The sequence below is a fragment of the Marinobacterium rhizophilum genome (assembly GCF_024397915.1).
GTDB lineage: Bacteria > Pseudomonadota > Gammaproteobacteria > Pseudomonadales > Balneatricaceae > Marinobacterium_A > Marinobacterium_A rhizophilum_A.
In genome coordinates this window covers 5,088,017-5,107,655 of the sequence record NZ_CP073347.1, presented here as the reverse complement: position 1 = coordinate 5,107,655, position 19,639 = coordinate 5,088,017, and the positions used below count along the sequence as shown (strand labels likewise).

Annotated in this window: 10 protein-coding genes; 4 read left to right on the top strand and 6 right to left on the bottom strand. The window is 56.7% G+C overall.

What is annotated here, in order from left to right; all coding sequences use genetic code 11:
• Nucleotides 1-72: 72 nt before the first annotated feature.
• From KDW95_RS23055 to KDW95_RS23035, 5 genes are all read right to left on the bottom strand, one after another.
• Nucleotides 73-459 (bottom strand): hypothetical protein, encoded by a 387-nt coding sequence (locus tag KDW95_RS23055; RefSeq protein WP_255854094.1) that lies wholly within the window; start codon nucleotides 457-459, stop codon nucleotides 73-75.
• A 609-nt stretch (nucleotides 460-1,068) separates the two neighbouring features.
• Complete coding sequence (locus KDW95_RS23050) at nucleotides 1,069-3,216, bottom strand: putative bifunctional diguanylate cyclase/phosphodiesterase (protein WP_255854093.1); 2,148 nt, start codon at nucleotides 3,214-3,216, stop codon at nucleotides 1,069-1,071.
• A gap of 171 nt (nucleotides 3,217-3,387) precedes the next feature.
• Complete coding sequence (locus tag KDW95_RS23045) at nucleotides 3,388-4,914, bottom strand: sigma-54-dependent transcriptional regulator (protein ID WP_255854092.1); 1,527 nt, start codon at nucleotides 4,912-4,914, stop codon at nucleotides 3,388-3,390.
• Nucleotides 4,915-4,933: 19 nt separating this feature from the next.
• The gene (locus KDW95_RS23040; protein WP_255854091.1) at nucleotides 4,934-8,362 is read right to left on the bottom strand and encodes a PAS domain S-box protein; all 3,429 of its coding nucleotides are present in this window, start codon (nucleotides 8,360-8,362) and stop codon (nucleotides 4,934-4,936) included.
• A 46-nt stretch (nucleotides 8,363-8,408) separates the two neighbouring features.
• Complete coding sequence (locus KDW95_RS23035; protein WP_255854090.1) at nucleotides 8,409-9,257, bottom strand: phosphate/phosphite/phosphonate ABC transporter substrate-binding protein; 849 nt, start codon at nucleotides 9,255-9,257, stop codon at nucleotides 8,409-8,411.
• Between the two features lie 420 nt (nucleotides 9,258-9,677).
• On the opposite strand from KDW95_RS23035, the gene KDW95_RS23030 reads away from it, so the two are divergent.
• Together KDW95_RS23030 and KDW95_RS23025 are read left to right on the top strand one after the other, a co-directional pair.
• Nucleotides 9,678-13,202: a DEAD/DEAH box helicase gene (locus KDW95_RS23030; RefSeq protein WP_255854089.1), complete on the top strand. Its 3,525-nt coding sequence runs from the start codon at nucleotides 9,678-9,680 to the stop codon at nucleotides 13,200-13,202.
• 92 nt (nucleotides 13,203-13,294) lie between these two features.
• Nucleotides 13,295-14,368, top strand: coding sequence for a hypothetical protein (locus KDW95_RS23025; RefSeq protein ID WP_255854088.1), 1,074 nt, complete (start codon nucleotides 13,295-13,297; stop codon nucleotides 14,366-14,368).
• Nucleotides 14,369-14,413: 45 nt separating this feature from the next.
• Here KDW95_RS23025 and KDW95_RS23020 read toward each other — a convergent pair whose 3' ends face one another.
• Nucleotides 14,414-15,181 (bottom strand): CLCA_X family protein, encoded by a 768-nt coding sequence (locus KDW95_RS23020; RefSeq protein WP_255856561.1) that lies wholly within the window; start codon nucleotides 15,179-15,181, stop codon nucleotides 14,414-14,416.
• A gap of 257 nt (nucleotides 15,182-15,438) precedes the next feature.
• On the opposite strand from KDW95_RS23020, the gene rlmF reads away from it, so the two are divergent.
• Together rlmF and KDW95_RS23010 are read left to right on the top strand one after the other, a co-directional pair.
• The gene (gene rlmF / locus KDW95_RS23015) at nucleotides 15,439-16,416 is read left to right on the top strand and encodes a 23S rRNA (adenine(1618)-N(6))-methyltransferase RlmF (RefSeq protein ID WP_255854087.1); all 978 of its coding nucleotides are present in this window, start codon (nucleotides 15,439-15,441) and stop codon (nucleotides 16,414-16,416) included.
• A gap of 1,486 nt (nucleotides 16,417-17,902) precedes the next feature.
• Nucleotides 17,903-19,156, top strand: a complete 1,254-nt coding sequence (locus KDW95_RS23010; protein WP_255854086.1) for a sensor domain-containing phosphodiesterase — start codon at nucleotides 17,903-17,905, stop codon at nucleotides 19,154-19,156.
• Nucleotides 19,157-19,639: the final 483 nt, after the last annotated feature.

Below are 19,639 nucleotides of genomic sequence, written 5' to 3'. Positions count from 1 at the left end.
TCAGAACCCACCCGGCGTGTATCAAATCCAGGCCCTGCCCGGAACCAGGCAGGGCCTCTGTGCTTCAGGCAATTACGGCGTTACGGTACCGGCGGCATCCGCTGAAGCGGCACCCGGGCTTGCAGCGCCCAGAGCGGCACGACCTTCAACAAAGTCCTGTGTAACGAACTCAAATACCTCTGTATCACCTGCAACGCTATCGACAGCATCCACGAAGATGGAGCCGTCTACCGCCGCCGTGTTTTCTGCGTTGACGATACCCTGGAAAGCATAAGACTGATCCAGTGCACCAATCGCTTCAGCCACATCTTCCATTTCGGCCGTGACCGCATCACGCATTGTGACCAGGCCAATGACCATCCCCATGACCATAACGGTCACCAACAGTACCAACTCGGTGGTCATCACAAAACCGCCCTGCTTTTTAGTCTGTGCGTTTTTTTTGATTTCTGATTTCATGAGAATTTCCTTAGTATTTTAAATAAGAATTGTTAGCTGAAATCCAGCTTGGCTTTTCTATTTACATCTAAGTTACTGCACATGATGTGCCAATGACTCATAAATCAAAAAATTAATTTTATTTCTCTTATTTACAATGCCTTAGATGAAAATACACTTGAGTTTTAACAGCAACTATTCGTAACGCAATCGACATCTGGATGAAAATCTCATATGCAGGTGCGAAAAAAGAATCCACATGCAATTTGCGAAAATTTAAACCCATTATTAAACTGCCGGGTTGATATGAAACAGGCATGTTTCATCATTAGCCGCAGACCAATGCGAATCCCATCCCTTCACCCGAGAGAACCCAGCACGTAAACGTAATTTCACCCATTTTTGAAGGGTGAAAAGTGCAGAGTGACCGCCTATACGCATCCATGCGTACGCGGCATACGGTACTTCCTGCACATAACTGGCAAATAGGGAGGGAACCTATTTTCCAGCCAGGTGAATAGTAACACCATGAATAAATTTCGATGGAGGGAGGGAAATAAAACAGCGGAGCTGTGCCACACTGAAAAAATTAATTCTAACACCGCAAGCGCAACAGGTATAAGCTGCTAATCAGCTAGATCTAAGGCTAAACAGTGGTTCGAACTGTTCCGGTGGTACCGGTCGGCCGGTATAGTAGCCCTGTACCACATCGCAGTGCATTGCCCGCAAACACTCGAGTTGCTGTTCATGCTCAACGCCTTCGGCTACGATCTCAAGCCCCAGCTCGTGCCCAACATTAATAATTGCGCGCGCAATAGCCGCTGATGCTTCATCAGTATGTACCCGTCGAATAAAACTCATGTCGATTTTGAGAACCTGCACTGGCAAATCCTGCAAGTAACTCAGGGACGAATACCCCGTACCAAAATCATCAATAGCAATACGCAACCCCTGCTGCTTGAAAGCCGCCAGGTTTTCCGCAGCCTGGCTGTTGCTAGCGATAATGAGGTTTTCAGTCACCTCCAGCTCAACCCAGCCAAGGGAAAGGCCACGTTTATTGATGGACGCGATAAGCGTGTCGACGACGCCGGGTCTGTTCAGATAGCAGCCAGGCAAGTTTATCGAAATCGGCACTGTCTCCATACCTTGCTCTTGCCAGGTTTGCGCCTGGTCAAGCGCACGCTCAACTACCCGGTCCGTCAATGGCTCTAACAACCCGCACTCCTGCGCCAGGGGAATAAACTGCCCAGGCGACACCGGCCCAAACTCCGCCGGTTGCCAGCGAGCCAGCGCCTCCATGCCGACCAGCACAAGGCTGTCTAATGTATATTTAGGTTGATAATGCAGCTCGAGTTTATTGTCAGCAATGTCCCGTCGCAGCACCCGCTCCATTTCATGACGCTGCATCACATTTTGATGTACCTGGTCCGAGTAGCAGCCTATATCAATGTCAGCCCCCGCGGACCTGTCGTTGCAGGCCTGGGCTGCTGCGTTCAGCAGCATGTCGGCGTTTTTAGCCACCTGCGCCGACGTGGCCAGGCCCATGCGAAACTGCAGCACAAAATAGCTTTCATCAACGCTGTAACCCGCCACCAGCGCCTTGTACACCTGCAGCGCCAGCTGCTGCAGTGTCTGCAGCTCGCCGGGCCCGGACACCAGCAGAACAAACTCACTGTCTGACAGTCTGCCGGCCAAAATGTCGTACTCTGACTCCGCTTCAAGCACGTTCTGCAGCCGGTGAGCCACTTGCACTGAAAGCGCGCGCATCCCTTCTAATCCCAGCCGCCGGGACAGCGTACCGTAGTTTTCAATGACACAGCGGATAACGCCGGTACAGCGGTCAGTTGCTTTATCCTGCGCCACCCTGTTCGCCAGGATTTCATGCACCTTGGTCGCATTGGCCAGCCCGGTGACAGCGTCAAAACAGGCCAGCGCCAATATCTGTTTTTCTGCCAAATAGTGGCTAGTACAATCACGCATTACGCACAGGTACTGCCCGTTTTCACCCTGTAGCATTCGCACTTCAATCACATAGGGCTCATTGGCGTCATGCTCGGACAGAAAAAAACTTTGCCGGCCACCATGCAAACTCACCTCGCGCCAGGCGTCCAGCGCATCGGCCATCACGTCACCGGGGAGGATATCAAACAGACAACGGCCCACTTTCAGCTCTCGTCCGACATTTTCAGGTAACAGCGGCGCACCGCGACAGTCGCGTATGCAACCTTCTGCATCAAGCGTCAACAGTGCGTCGGGCGACTCGTCCAGCAAAACCTTCGTGGCCTGCCCCCCGTCCATTCTTGCATGTTCTGCCCGGCCCGTTTCCACCATCGGGGGTAACCGACGACGCAACAACTGCCAATTCACCGGTTTGATAACGTAATCTGTGGCACCACAGGCAAAGGCACGCTCAATCGAACCTTCGTCTTCCAGACCCGTGGCAATAACCACCGGCAAACCCAGCAGTTGCGGGAGCTCTCGAATGTGACGACAGGTCTCGAATCCATCTAGACCGGGCATGCACGCATCCAGAAGTACGGCATCACAACGGTTATCCGCCAGCCAGGCCAATGCGCCTTCACCACTACTCGTCTCACTGACATCGTGCAGGCTGGCACGCAATGCCTCCCGGGCGAGCATGCGCTGCATCCGGTTATCATCAACCACAAGTATATGGAGGCACTCGGTACTGGATAAGTGATCGCGGGCAGCGGGCGGCTCGCTTTCAGCCGCCGAGGCCACGTTTGCGGAAGATAAAATCGGGTTGCTGGCGACCATGATGAGTATCCTCGCTATAGAATCGGTAGGGTTCGTACCTTTCTTCAGCGAAATTTGTGCCAACTAAATTACACAATAAATACAATAACTTATAAAATAAAATTATCATTAAGAATGTTCTTTCGCAAATTGCAACGCTATCTGGATCCCATGTGCAAACTTACCCTGGATTCAGGCATTCAATTCAAGGCTCTCTGCCTCCTGCCGACCCCATTGCTGTTTTTTACGATAGATCGTGGATGGACTAATCTCGAGAAAGGCCGCCGCCCGCGGAACGTTGCCCTGGCAGTGCGAAATGGCATGTTCAATGATCCGTTTTTCACTCAACCAAAGCGGTTCAATGGAGTGCTGCGAGTGACCTGCAGTGGCCTCTGGGGCAGCCTGCTCCTCACCGGAGTCTGAGACAGGCGTAGCCGTGTCGGAATGGGCTGCAAACACCTGCATATCGCTGGCGACGACCCCGTCCAGCGGTGTAGGCAACATCTGTGGTTCAACCCACTGGGCATCGTTCAACACCACAATATTGCGAATAACATTACTGAGCTCACGTACATTGCCAGGCCAATCGTAACTCTGGAATATCGCCTCGACGTCTGGCGTAAAGCCAATAAAGTCGCGCTGTTCATCAGCACTGTATTCCTTGAGCATGGCCCTGGCGATCAACAGGCAGTCGTGGCCCCGATCGCGCAACGCCGGCATCTGTACCGGAATAACATGCAGCCGGTAATATAGATCTTCCCGGAAGCGGCCAGCGCGGACCTCTTCCAGCGGATCACGGTTAGTGGCGCAGACAAAGCGCAGATCCGTCTGAATCTCAGTATTCCCCCCCACCGGGGTAAAAGCACCTGACTGAATAAAGCGCAACAGCTTGCTTTGAAGATCCAGCGGCATTTCGCCAATTTCATCCAGAAAAAGTGTACCTCCAGCAGCACGTGCTGCCGCCCCTTCACGGGCGGCATTGGCACCGGTAAAGGCCCCCTTCACATGGCCAAAAATCTCGCTTTCCAGCAAGTCATGTGGAATCGCTGCGCAGTTCAAGGCAACATAAGGTTTTGCGGCCCGCTTGCTTTGTGCATGTAGCGCCTCGGCGCAGAGCTCCTTGCCTGTGCCACTTTCACCGCTGATAAATACTGTTGCCCGGCTCCCCGCTGCGCTCTCAATGATGCGATAGACACTCTGCATGGGCAGACAGGCTCCGACCATGCCGTGGAAATGATCACGGGTGCAACTTTTCTCATACTCATCGACGATCTGGGTCAGGCGACGTCCCTTGAGCGCATTCTGGAGTGTCACCAGCAAACGCGCTCGCTCAAAGGGCTTGGTAAGGAAGTCACTGGCACCGAGCCGCATGGCATCCACGGCAATATCTACAGAGCCATGTGCGGTCATCAGGACAACCGGCGTCAGGCTATCTTCGAGCCTCAGCTCCCTGAGAATATCGAGCCCTGAACCGTCCGGCAGGCGTACATCGACCAGCAGCAGCTCAAAACGGCTTTCAGCCTGAAGCCTGGAGGCATCAGCCAGGCTATGTGCCAGCGACACCTGAAAATCCGCGGCAAGATAGCTTCGGTAGACGAGTGCGGTGGATTTGCTGTCTTCTACCAGCAGTATATGGGGCCTGATCGAATTACTATTATCCTGCACTCTGTATCCTCCCATGCCGGATCCGGCATCATTACCTGGCTCGGCACTTTCCACCAAAACCTGTCACTGTTATTCACGCCTGGCAACCCATCTGCTGCATGGAAAAGCCCTGATACTCGTGCAAAGTATCAGCCAGAATCACCAGCAAATCCTTGGCCAGGGCCTCCAGTTTTTCCGGATCAGGCGACGCTCTGCCACAGCGCTCAAGTTCTCGCGCAGCATTCTGAAGCCGGAAGGCGCCGAATGTACCGGCACAGCTTTTCAGAGTGTGAGCACTTTCAGTGAGCGCCTTCTGGTCAAGCGATGTCACGCCCTCTTGAATCTCTCGGATACATCCCTCGATCTCCTCGCAAAACATCTGCAGCATGCCTGGCAGAACTGAAACCGATGTATCTTTAACCAGCTGTTCCAGCACCGATACTTGCAGCAACGGAGCCGTCGCAACAGTATTTTCCAATACAGGGGATTCCTCACTGTTATATCGTTGCTCACAGAAATAAGCGACCCGCTCCAGCAGCCTGCTGGTATCGTAGGGCTTGCTGATGAACTCATTCATGCCAGCTGCCAAACACCTGTCTATCTCTGAACGCTCGGCATTCGCTGTCAGCGCAATGACAGGCGTATTCGCATTAGGTCCCGACTCATCTCGCAGACGTATTACAGCATCAAGACCATTTAGACGCGGCATGCGAACATCCATCAAAATAACGTCAAAGGACTCCCTGGCCGCCTGATCAAGCGCCTCCAGGCCATCAGCAGCCTCGGTCACTTCGTATCCGCGGCTCTCCAGCAGTATCTTCGCTATCCAGCGGTTGGCAGCTACGTCTTCAACCAGTAGCACTCGGCCAGGACTTGTATCCTCACTCGACAGGAGATCACTCTGGCTGGAATCATCCTCAGCTTTAGCTTCGCCGCATATAAAATTGAATAGTTCAGTGCAGCTAATCGGCTTGGTGAGCCGGACAGCTGCGTCCAGGATCCCAGGCAATGTCTCCTGAACACGACACATCACCCCCACTCTTCCACACCAGCGTTGCAGTATGGAAACGGATTCGGGTGCCTTTAACTCATCAAGCACTGATTCGTCGATCACCAGACAGCAGTCAGCCATCATTGCAGGGGGTATATCCTGAACCCAGCGGCTCAAGGCACCGAATCCGGCGCCCCCCCGAAACGGTATATTCAGACTGGCCAGGTTATGTTCAAACATTGTGCGCAGGGCATCATTCGTGCTCAACATGCATAACGCCAACCCCTCTGAGGCTTGCATGCAAACCTGCTCAGCATCACAAAACTCGGCAGGCAGAGAAAAATGAAAACAGCTGCCCACTCCTGGCTTGCTGTCAACGATGAGCGTTCCCCCCATCATTTCCACCAACCGCCGCGCAATGGTCAACCCCAGCCCCGTTCCACCATATCCCGTATCCCGAGTCGCATCCACCTGTTCAAACTCTTCGAAAATGGCACTTTGCTGCTCTTCGGGTATACCGACACCGGTGTCTTTCACACTGATTTTGAGGTGCTCCAGGCCATTAACTTCGATTCGCTCGGCAATAACGGCAATAACACCCTGAGACGTAAATTTAATCGCATTATCGACAAGCACATTAATGACCTGGCGCACCCTGGCCGGATCAATGAACACTTTGCCCGACGCCGCCGGCATCACATGACACACAAGATCCGGAGCCTGGCTCCCCATGTGTCCCTGTGCCGCACAGAGCACATCGCCAATCAGTGTTTCGACACGCGACTCAGAGTTAGTGATTTTCATGTACCCGGCATCTATTTTGGAAAAATCGAGCACTTCGTTAATCACCGAAAGTAATGCCGCCCCACTGCTTTGGGCCGTTTGCAGCAGACGTTGCTGATCCGCATCGTTCGCCCTTTCGAGCAGCATGCTCACCGCTGCCAGCACCGCGTTTAGTGGCGAACGAATCTCGTGACTCATATGCGACAGGAAGCGCGATTTTGCCAGGGAGGCATTTTCAGCCGCCTCCTTGGCATCAATCAATTGCCGCTCGGCCTGCTGGCGCGCTCGAATATCACGCAAAAAGGCAGTAACAAGACGTACCCCATCACTCTCCGTGGCGACCAGCGACATTTCTACCGGAATCCGAGTACCCTTTTCACACAGCGCCTCGACCTCCACACGGCCTCCGATCAGGGGCCCTGCGCCGTTTTTGCGGAAGTGCGCCATACCCTTGTAATGAGCGTCCCTGAACTCTTCAGGGATAATATGCTCCGCCATGCTCTGGCCCAGCATGCTCGAGCGCGGCCAGCCGAAAAGGCGCTCCGCAGCCCCGTTGTATTCAACCACCACACCATCGACATCCACCGTGATCAGCGCATCCAGACTTGCATCCGTTATCATGGCCTTAATCTTGTGGGAACGACGTATCTCGGCTTCCAGCTCGCGGCTCGCGGTAAGGTCACGTATCAATACAACACAGAATCGCTGCCCTTCGATATCCAGAGCTGAAGCAGAAAGGTCAACCGGAAAGAACGTACTATCCGGCCGATGCCCCATCATCTGCTGGCCAGTGCTGCAAATTGGGGACGCCCCGGTGTTCAGGTCACCGTCGATATACTGTTCATGCCAGCCCTGCTCCAGGCCGGATATCAAAACACCAACATGCTGTCCAACCAGTTCGTTCTTGGCATAACCGAACAGACGCTCTCCTGCCCGGTTTATCAGGTGAATCAACCCGTTTGCATCGATCGTGATGATACCGTCGGAGACCGATTCCAATACCGTGCGCAGGTAACGTTCATTTTGCGCATTAAGATCACTGAGCGACTGCACCTCAACGATCTTGCCCGCCAGCTTGCGCTGCTTGCTTTCCAGCGACGCCAGCATGGAGTTGAAAGCCCTCGCGGTCATTGCCAGCTCATCCTGGCCGGTCACCTTCATGGAGGCCGTTTGCACACCATTTGCCACATCCTCGGAATACCGCTGCAACCACCCCAGCATCTGCGTTAGCCGCCACCCGAGCCACCATGAGACAAGCGCCAGTAATATAAGTCCAGCCAAGGCAATAAACGCCAGCCACAACCCCGCTTCCTGCAAGCGCTGTAAAATCCCGAGGCGATGGTATCCCAATCGTATTTCGCCAAACTGTAGTGCCCCGGCACGTATATCGGTCCGGATATCCAGCACATCGTCATTCAGCGCCGGGGCAACGGCGGTATCTTGCCCTGTTGCGATACCGGCATCGCCGGTATAGGAGGCCAACAAACCCCGCGCGTCTGAAACGGTAATGTAAGCGATCTGGGGCAGTACCTTGATCTGGTTTACCATATCCGTCAGTGTCGCCAGGTCGGTAGAAATGACCGCATCGGTCGCCATCGTAGCAAAGATCTGACTTGTATCACGCGCACGCGAGCGCAGGTCCTGCTGACTCCAGGCGTTAAGGTAATACATGGCGAGCCCGACCAGCAGCGCAAAAACACACGCCTGGATCAGCACTATACCGATGATGATTTTTAATCTGAAAGACACCTTCTCCCTCCTGAAGCCACCTGCGCGGCCTCACCAAACACTGCCGTTAGGGATCCAGGCGGTGGATATGCAGATCCCGCACATCATCCCAGTCCGCGTCATTCGCTTCCTCGAATCCGGATATTTTCAGCGGCTCCAGCAAGGCCTGTCCGGCGGGGTCCTGCGCCAGGCTGATCAGTGCCCGTCGCAGCCGGTGACGTTTATCCCCATCAATGTTCGGGTGCGTTGCAATGGGGTGAGGTGTGTAACCCGGTGACGTCCAGAGGATTTTCAACTGATCCCTCACTGACGGTTCAACAGCACTAAAGGTTCGCAGTATTCCGCCACCGGCCTCATACCGCCCAGAAGCGACGGCGCGATAAACCGCATCATGGGATAACACATAGGCCTGCTTCCCAGGCGTGGCGACCTTTGCCAGATTGGCCTGTGTCACCACACTGGCGGCAAAGGCGGCGGGCGCAGGGTAGGCAAGCTCGAGCCCCGCAAGCTGTGCCAGGTCCGTGATGGTCGACGCCCGACGCACCACGTAAATCCCGTGAATCTGTACGTCCTTAGCCTTAGCCAGCGCTTCGTATCCATTGGTATCGTGGAACACAGTGTAGTGGTAGGGGTTCATGTAGGCGAGATCATACGCCCCCTCATGCAGCCTTTTCTCGTACGTCGGAATATCCGGCGCCGTGGCAAACACAAGCGGGATGCCCGATCGACGTGATACCTCTTGCAACAGGGGCATCCAGGCCTTTGCCAGCTTGAGGGAGCTTTGCTGTGGTACCACCCCCAGAGTCAGTGGAGTGACGGCGGCAGTTGACTGTTCATCGGCACTGACTGGCAGCGCGCACAACACACTCAAAACCAGTGCCAGCCCCCAGTGCACCCCTTGCTTTTCAGCTTTCATCCAAATATCTCCTCACTGCATGCTCTGAATATCTGTTCTCAAACTGACAGTCAAAAAACATGCCGATATTATCCTTTGCATAACTAATTGATATTGTTGATATAACTCATGGACTCATTGCTAAGAAAATCTCAGTATCAAAAGTCGTTGCAATCTGCGACGCAAACAGCGACTCGACACCCAAGCTTTCAGCGCATTCTCATGGGCGCCCTCGCGGGTCTCGTACTGGCCTGGCAGCTGTCCCTGAAAACCCTGGCCGAAGCTGCCGTTGTGCGGGCCGACTGAACCCGCTGGCGAAGGACCGCCTTGCCCGCGCTCTGTTGATTCGACTCGACATACAGGCACGCCAGCACAAACACACTGGCTTTTCGGGTCCGCTCGTTTTAGCCTTGGCGGCTTTTACCGATCGAGCGTTCATGCATGGCGACATTTGGCCACACATGGTGGGGCGAGCAGTGGCTCAGCGCCTTCAATGGCATTGATGATACTAATCGCCTGCCCCGCGGACGGCGCTATGCCGCCAATGGCTCGGTGCTGCGTATTGAAATCCAGGGCAATCGGATCGATGCCAGGATACGGGGAAGCCGGCGCACGCCCTACAAAGTCGCCATCAGTCTCGCGGCATTCAGTGCCGAACAGTGCCAGCAGCTATTAGCGGCGGTCAGCGACGACCCCGCGATTCTGTCCCGGCTGCTGAGCCGGCAATTGCCGCACCCGGTGCTGGATATCGCCCGCTCACTCGACATTCAACTGTTTCCCAGGCGCTGGCATGATATGCGGGCCAACTGCTCCTGCCCGGACTGGGCCATGCCGTGCAAGCATATCGCCGCCGTGATCTACCTGATTGCCAATGAAATCGACAAGAACCCCTTCCTGGTGTTCACCTTGCACGGACTCGACCTTGCCAAAGCGCTGGAAGCCCAGGCAGGCGGGCGGCTGGAAACCCTGGAGGCGTTGCCAAGCGTGCTGCAAAGTTGGGCGGATGCGCCGGCCATTCAGGGCTGGCAGCCGAGCGGATATGAAGCCTTCGACGCTATCGATCTGACAGCGATACCGCCGCTGCAGGACAAGATTCTGACGCTGCTGCCCGCAAAGCCGCTGTTTTATCCGAAGGACTTTCGCGCCACCCTCGCCAGCCAGTACAAGCGCACGGCCCGCGCAGCCGCACGCTTTGACGCCGAACCGACACAACCCTGGATGGGCGCCGATCAAGTGCCCGACCTGACATTCGTGATTGACGAAAACGGCCACTTGCTGCACACGCTTGTCAGCAATGAGTCGTACAGCAGCCCCGAGGCAACACTGGATACCTGGCTGCAGCGCCTGCGGGACGTGCCGCCGGGCCTTGAGCCCTACCTGTCCGAGCCGCTGCTGCTCTGGCGCCTGCTGTTGCGCGTGGCGCTAAAACTGACTGCACAATGTGCCTATGTGCCGGCCGTGCTGAACAACAGCACCGGCGAGACGCTGATACACTGGCGCGCCGCGACCCACAGCGAACCGGTGCAGGCGCTGATGAGCGCATTGCATGCGCTCTGCCCGCCGGACCTGGTGCTGCTGCAAGACAGGCCCAAGCAACGCCGCAAGGCACTCCTGCTGCACGCCGACGCGCCGACCCAGATTCAGGCCGCCCTGCAGTTGCTGCTGGGACATTTCATTGCCAGGGGCTACGGCGCTGCAGCGCCCTCCGCTGCCTGCGCCCCCATCGAACAGTTGTTTTTCGCCGCCCAGCCACAGCGATTCGAGCGCTTTGAAAACGCCGAAACGCCCGGGGTCATCCGCCACTGGCTGAGTCGTCTCTCCCTGGGCGCACGGCCCCACCGGCTCTACCTGCAGGTGGAAGAGCGCCCGCTGGACCGACTGAGCGTGGATATCCGCATCGAACAAGGCAAGCAATTGCAACGCCTGGATGCCCTGCTGGCAGCGCCCGGGCTGTCCCGCATCCAGCAGATGCAGGTGCTGGCGGATCTGGCGGTACTGGCGGACTACCTGCCCCAGGTCGAGCAGCTCTATCGCAGCGCTGACCGTATCGCCGAACTGGACTTCAGCCTGGAAGCGTTCACCCCGGTCTTTCGCCAGACCCTGCCGGCACTGCGCATGCTGGGTATCCAGGTGATCCTGCCCAAGGCGCTGCGCGATCTGGCCCAGCCGCGCCTCAGCCTGTCTGTCTCCGACAGCGGTAGCGAGGCCGCTGTCAGCTATCTGAACCTGGATCAGCTGCTGCAGTTCGACTGGCAGATCGCCATTGGCGACCAGCGGGTGTCCATCAGCGAATTCCGCCAGCTGCTGCACAGCTCCAGTGGCATCGTGCGGCTGCTGGACCAGTACGTGATGGTCGACGATAGCCAGCTGCAGCAATTGATGTCGCGCCTGGATGCGCTGCCTGAGTCGCTGTCGCGTTTCGAACTGCTAAAGGCCGGCCTGGCCGGGGAGCTGGACGAAACCCAGGTGGATCTCGGCGGCGGTGCCAAGGCCCTGTTTGATCAGCTGTTGCGCCAGGAGCCCGCGCCCCTGCCCGCAGGGCTCAATGCAACGCTGCGCCCCTACCAGCTACGGGGGTACGAATGGCTGGTACAAAATGGCCGCAGCGGCTTTGGTGCGCTGCTTGCCGACGATATGGGCCTGGGCAAAACGCTGCAGGTCATCGCCGCCCTGCTGCACCTGAAGGAAAGCGGGCAACTGGAGCACGGCAAGGCACTGGTGGTTGCGCCCACCTCCCTGCTGACCAACTGGAGCCATGAGATCGCCCGCTTTGCCCCGGGCCTGCGCGTGCAGACCTACCACGGCGCCAGCCGTAACCTGGCGTTGGCGGAACACGACGTCATTCTCACCAGCTATGGCCTGGTGCGCACAGACAGCAAACAGCTTGGCAAGCCCAACTGGCGCGCGCTGGTGATCGACGAGGCGCAGAACATCAAGAATCCCGGCAGTGCCCAGACCAAAGCCATCAAGAAACTGCGGGCGGATATCCGCATCGGCATGAGCGGCACCCCGGTGGAAAACCGCCTGATGGAATACTGGAGCCTGTTCGATTTTACCAACCGTGGCTACCTGGGCAGCCAGAAACAGTTTCGAACCGAGTTTGCCAACCCTATCGAGCAAGACCGCGACCAGGACCGGCTGGAGCGCTTTCGAAAAATCACCGGCCCCTTTATTCTGCGGCGGCTCAAAAGCGACCGGCAGATCATCAGTGACCTGCCGGACAAGATTGAAAGCAACCGCTACTGCACCCTCAGCACCGAGCAGGCGGCACTGTACCAGAGCACCGTCGATACGGTGATGGCGGATCTGCAGGCCAGTGACGGCATCGAGCGCCGCGGCATCGTCTTCAAGCTGCTCAATGCCCTGAAACAAATCTGCAACAGCCCGGCGCAGTTCCTCAACCAGGGTCAGGCCCTGGTGGAAGATTCTGGCAAGCTGGCGGCCTTTATGGAAATCATGACCGAGCTGGATGGCTGCGGCGAAAAAGCGCTGATCTTCACCCAGTACACCGGCATGGGCGATCTTCTGGTCGACAGTCTGCGCCGGCAGTTCGGCTGGGAAGTGCCTTTCCTGCACGGTGGCTTGTCACGCAAGCAGCGTGACGAGATGGTGGACCGGTTTCAGAACGAGCGCGGCGTGCGCGCCATGATCCTGTCGCTCAAGGCCGGCGGCACAGGCCTGAACCTTACCGCCGCCAGCCAGGTGATCCACTATGACCTGTGGTGGAACCCGGCCGTGGAAGCCCAGGCCACGGACCGTGCCTACCGTATCGGCCAGCAGCGCGCCGTGCTGGTGCACCGCCTGATCACCGAAAACACCTTCGAAGAGAAGATCGACGCCATGATCCAGAGCAAGAAGGAACTGGCGGACCTTAGCGTGGCCAGCGGCGAGCAGTGGATTACCGAGCTTTCCGACACCCAGCTGCGCGACCTGATCGCCCTGGGGACACCGGCACCAGGCGACTAGGCCGAACCGGTGCCCGAATTTCACAGATCGGCCCATAGCCCTGTAGAATCCACGGCTCCTTCCCTGTGTACCCGGGCGCCGTTATTTCTGCCATGAATATTGAAACACTGCTCGAACAGCCTGCCGCCGATACCGCCCTGTCGCCGCTGCAACAGCGCTTTGACCGGCTGCGCAAAAACCTGGCGCGCGAAGAAAAAAAGCGCGAAAAGCTGGTGCGCGAGTTGGATGAGCTCGGCCATATCTACGTAAAACAGGTGCTGCCACGGCTGAAGAACAACCACCGGATGCTGAAAACCCTGCTGTTGCGCCTGATCGACTTTTCACAGCGCAAGAACCTGCGCCAGTGGCACCGCGAAACCCTGGAGTCCTGGCTGTACGAACTGCTGGAGCAGGTGGCACTGTACGACCGCAAGGACGCCGCCGCCATCGCCCAGCAGTACATGCGCACCCAGCTGGACACCTTTGGTACCTCGAGCCATATCCCGCAGCCCCAGGCGCTTGGGCCGGGTGCGGACGACACTGAAAGCGACATTTCAGACGGCGACGGCGCATCGCAACACGGAACCGCTGAAGACAGCGCCACTTCGAAAGAAAAACCGGAAGATACGCAGGGCGCCTCTCAAGAAAGGGAAAAGGAAACGGAACAGCAGCACAGCCAGCCAGCTGACAACACAGGCGCAGGTAGCGCCCCGCCGCTGGACGACAAATGGCTCAAGCAGCTGTTCCGACGCGCCGCCCAGGCACTGCACCCGGACAGGGAACAGGACCCGGCACAGCAGGCCCACAAGGAAGCCCTGATGACCGAGCTGCTGCAGGCACGGGACAACAACGACATGATGGCGGTGCTGGCACTGTACCAGCAACACGTCGCCACCGATGCGCTGCAGATCCCGGAGTCCGCCTTCGAGGCACTGTGTCTGTCGGTGCAGGCACAAATTCAACGCGTGCAGCTGGAAAAAAACGACTACATCCAGTCAGATCCCCAGCGTGCCTTTATCCACTACCACCTCTACGCCGATAGCCGCCGCAAGCAGGTGCAAAACCTCGACCGCCTGCTGGATCGCATCCGCCTGATGCGCCTGCAGATCCCCGGCGTGCTGGATGAACTGCGTACCCTCAAGGACCTGAAGCGCGAGCTGCAATACCGCCAGCAGGATCGATTTTAAACCCTGCAGCCGACGACTGCGCAGCAAGCAACTCAGACTAACGACCTAGCGTCGAAGCGCCGCCCCCAGCAGGCTGAAATAACGGCCAAAGGCGGCATTGATGCGTGCGCGCTGCTCGCCCTGGGGATAGAGGCCACGCTTGGCCTCAGCCGAGGCCCGGGTACCCTTGACCAGGAAACTGTTGCGAATGGCTGCGTCCTGTACAAAGGCTTCGAAGGCCCGGGCACAGAGTTCTTCCGGCTGGCTGTAATAAACCGTGCCCAGCACCCTGTCTTCCAGCGCCGATACCCGAAACAACTCGCTCGGCCCCTCCCCCGACTCATCCAGCAGGATGCAGCGAAAGCATTCCGACAGGCAATCGTTCAGCGGGTGGGGCACCGGGGTGGCATCACTCAACCAGGCCTTGGAGGCAAACATGCTGGCGGGCACATCGCTGAACGCCTTGTCGCCCAGGTAATGATCAAAGGCATGAAACCACTCATGGGCAATACTGCCAGGGCCGGCGTTCTTGGCCAGTGCAAAGCAGCGCTGAGCCGGGTCATAGTGCGCCGCCACGCCAGGGCGCCCACCGATACCGTATTGCAGTGACAGGGTGCCGCGCAGTGAAACGAGCAATTCTGGCCCCTGCAGAATGGCCATTAGATCTGCCAACGCACCGTAGAAAAGCCCCGCCGCCCGCGCCTGTTCGTCCCGCGTGACCCAGCGCCCGATCTGGATGGAGCGAAAGTCGAACCTGCGCCGGATATGAACAAAGGTGATAGACTCGCTGCCGTGTGGACTTTGCTCACCGCGGAAAGCTCCACCGAGCTTCATCTCACTCATGTTATTCCTGATTAAAAATTACTGTGGCAGCGATGCTGTATACCTTCAACAGTAAGGATCGGGACCTCGAGTACAGCCTTATCAACTCCGCCCACTCTACGGGAGCAGCTATGGGCCAGAGTTTACCGCATTACACGCGCAATTAAGTGCCAGCCTGGTTTCAAAGTGCCTGTGCTTCGGCACGATAAAGCCCGGTCAGGTATACTGCCCGCCTTCCCTTGCTCACTGATTAGCACACCGACGATACCATGAAAAAAACTGATGCCGTACGCACCCACAAGGCCGAGCTGCATGGCCGCAACCCGCACCGGGGCCGCTATGACTTTGCCGTGCTAACCAAGGCAAGCCCGGCATTGGCGCCCTTCGTGCAGCTAAACCGGTTTGGCAACGAGTCCATCGACTTCGCCGATCCAGGCGCCGTGAAGGCGCTGAACCAGGCCCTGCTGAGTCATTTTTACGGCGTGGACTTCTGGGACATCCCGCCGGGCTTCCTGTGCCCGCCAATCCCCGGCAGGGCCGATTATGTGCACTACCTAGCCGATCTGCTGGCAGAGTCAAATAACGGCGTGATCCCCCGCGGCCGCATGGTGAAGGCACTGGATGTCGGCATTGGTGCAAACTGCGTGTATCCCATTATCGGCAACCGTGAATACGGCTGGCAGTTTGTCGGCTCCGACATCAACCCGGTCGCCGTGGGCACGGTACAGGGTATCGTGCGCTCGAACCGCTGCCTCTCGGGGAAAATCACCGCCCGCCTGCAGAAGCAACAGAACCAGATTTTTAACGGCATCTGGAAAGCAAACGAACACTTTGACGTCACCCTGTGCAACCCGCCCTTCCATGCGTCGGAAGCGGCCATGAATGCGGAATCCGACCGCAAGTGGCGCGGCCTTAAAAAGGAGCAGGCACCAGCCAAAACACCCAAGCTGAATTTCGGTGGCCAGGCAGACGAGCTGTGGTGTGACGGGGGTGAAGAAGGCTTTATTTGCCGCATGGTGCAGGAAAGCAAAGCCTACGGCGAGCAGTGTTACTGGTTTACATCCCTGGTGGCCAAGCAGTCCAGCCTCGCGGGTATCCAGCGAGTATTGGGCCAGGTCGGCGCGACACAGGTACGTATTGTCGAAATGGCGCAGGGACAAAAAATCAGCCGCTTCATCGCCTGGAGCTTTCTCACCCCCGAGCTGCAGGATGAGTGGCGGGAAAGCTACTGGGCACCGCTGAGCTAAGGGCAGCGATGCTGCACAGGCACTCTACTCCCCTGTACCCGCTGCGGTGCAGGGTTCCTGCTCAATCAGGAGTTACGCAACCTTCGCCAGGTTGATGACGCCCCCCCTGGCACGGCCAGATAGCAGCAGTATATTCCCGCCCCCAGACAAAAAATTGACCTCGGTCAAGGTGATTTCTCAACCGTCCCTGCTACTGCGACAAAGAACCAAAATAAATTCATCTATCTGCACCGTTAACCGACAACGGGACGCCTGGAATGAAATCGCATCCTGTGCCGATGTTGCAACCCCGAGGGCGTGTAGCGACTGCACCAAAATATATTGCAAACAGGTTACTTAAGGCAGGCTTAAGCAACAAATATTTACACTATCGATAACAAAAGACCCGAAATTAATAACAAATAATCATGTGATATCGATAGAGCTTCCATTTAATCACCTGCAATACCAACCCTTGAAAGCACCTGAACTCATATATCCATACAGGTTAAAATTTCTCACGATTAGGCCATTGACGCACTGCAATAAAACTCTATAATCTCGCGCCTCTCTAGGGAGTTACGCGCCACTGTCAGACACTATCGGCGCCGCTCCGACAGCCTATCTGGGCCAAGCAACTTACTTTTATTAACCTTATACACGGCAGGGCAGCAGCGCCTCATGGCACACTCGCAACCACAACTCCACCTGGACCCCGAGCTTCTCGAAAAACTCCTGCACGGAGCGATTCTTCTATCGTTTGGACTGGTCCTGATTCACTGAGTCCTGCCCACTGCATTGGATCGACAGTATTCGGCGCCAGTCCCGGTGCAGATAGCAATTGATTCTGCCCCTGGCACGCACCCAGACCTTGCTTTTGGCTGCGTACTTGAGCATTAGCCATGGAAACAGAGCGAATCCATCAGTTGCTAACACCATGCTGCCAGCGACTCCTGCTTTAACAGGCTATTGAAAGACGAACTGCGCTGCTATCGTGGCGTTCAAACCCGTCTCACTTGCTTCGCCTGAACGCACTTTAGCGCGGCCCCGCAGGGGCTGCCTGCCAAGCTCCAAACAAAAAGCCTCGACCTGATAATCGAGGCTTTTTTGTTTGCGGGTTATAGGCCCTGTACACCACCGCGGCGCCGAGATTGCCAATCCATGTGACAAGCCACCTCCTGCCCAGAAAAACTTATAGCCTCCTACCCAGTAGCCTGGGCTCAAGCCGTTTATCTGCGACTTTTCCGCTGCGCGCCACCGTACTCGACACGACTTTGCAGCTTGCTCTAAACTACAGGCTCAGTGGCACAGTACACCTTCAGCCCAGTTTAGATTTTCCACCCCCGGTGCTTTGGTTTAAGTGAAACTGATCAGGCGACAACTACCCTGACACCGGGGGCCCCATCAGAAGCGGCATTGGTACAAAGAAACGGCAGATGCTCAGATACCTTTCGAGCACCCTGTACAGCCCAGACAAACCGGTAAACAAGGAGCTACGGAACCAAGGATGGCAACCTCGATAACACAAGCAGCCTGTACCCTCATCGAAACGCCAAGCCTGGAAACAGCGGGCCTGCCAGAAGAGTCCGCAGCCCTTTCAACAGACGCAATTCTGTCGGATATATTGCATGCCGTACGTCTGAACTTCGGTATGGACGTCGCGTTTATCTCAGAGTTTAACCAGGAGCAGCGCAGTTTTCGCTTTGTAGACGCCGAGAACCTCGCAACTTGCCCTATCGCAGTCGGCGACTCGGGCCCTTTGGAGCAGAGCTACTGCCAGCGCGTGGTAGATGGAAGGCTGCCTGAGTTGATTCGAAATGCCCAGGAAATCCCCGAAGCCTTAACGCTGGCGGCCACGACCCAATTGCCGGTTGGCGCTCACGTTAGCGTGCCAATTCACTTTGGTGACGGCAGCCTGTTCGGCACTTTCTGCTGCTTCAGCAGTGAACCCAATGAGTCCCTGAGCGAGCGAGATATCCTCAGCATGCGCCTGTATGCCAAGCTGTGTGGCACGTTGCTGGAGCGGCTTACGTTAGAACAGCGCCGTATTGATGTACGGGTCCAGCGCATGCAATCGGTACTGCGCAACAGGGAACTGAGCATCGTTTATCAGCCGATCTACTGCCTGTCACGCAATAGCATTCTCGGCTACGAAGCCCTCAGCCGCTTCCATGCCGAGCCGATGCGCCCCCCCGATAAATGGTTCGCGGAAGCCCAGGCTACCGGGCTGCTCGGTGACCTCGAGTGCTGCGCAGTAAGCCTGGCGCTATCCGGGCTACCGGAGCTGTCTGCCAATTGCTACGTTGCTGTGAACGTGACACCGGAAACGATACTGAGTTGCCCAGCAATGTTAGACCTGCTGGCGACTAACCCCGGACGCACAGTACTGGAACTCACCGAGCATGCGTCAATCGATGACTACACCCAGATCAGACAGATACTTGAGCCGCTGCGAAAGCTCGGATTGAAACTGGCGGTGGACGACGCAGGCGCAGGCTATGCAAGCTTTCGCCATATTCTGCAACTCAAACCCGATGTCATAAAGCTCGACCGCAGCCTGATCAGCGGTATTGATCACAACGAAGGCTGCATGGCCCTCGCGGCTGCACTCATTGTTTTTGCAGAAAAAACCGGCAGCAAGATTGTCGCAGAAGGCGTCGAAACCCAGGCGGAAATCGATGCACTAAGACAGCTGAAAGTCGACATGGCCCAGGGGTTCTTCCTCTGCAAACCAAAGCCCCTGGCTGACGTACCCAAATAACTCCGCAGTCGTCAAAACGGGTCAAAGCTGCGCTTCGACAAATCCCGTTTTGACCCTACTATTACATGGGGAAACCCCACACTACCATCGGCGATACCGCGTTGATGTGCAGGGATGCACGAATGCCGCGAGAGCAGGGATGCTCGGGAGCGGCCGCTACTGGGCGCGTGCTGCGGATAAAGAGCGGATGGGACCAGGTGGCTTTTTTGCGGCCTTACATTTTTTTCAAATCCCACATACAAAAACGCCCCAACCAGAGGCTGAGGCGTTTTCGTTGAATAAATGCTTGGCGCCTCGGCGCTGCGCTTGAGCCGTCCCGCGGGCCCATAGGCCGCGGTCGTCAAAACGGGTCAAAGCTGCGCTTCGACAAGTCCCGTTTTGACCCTACTATCACATGGCAGGGCGGCCGCCAGCGGCGCTGTCTACCTGCCCCATGTGAGGGTCATCGCCAGCGTCGATCCAGAACGGAAAAACCCCGGCCTC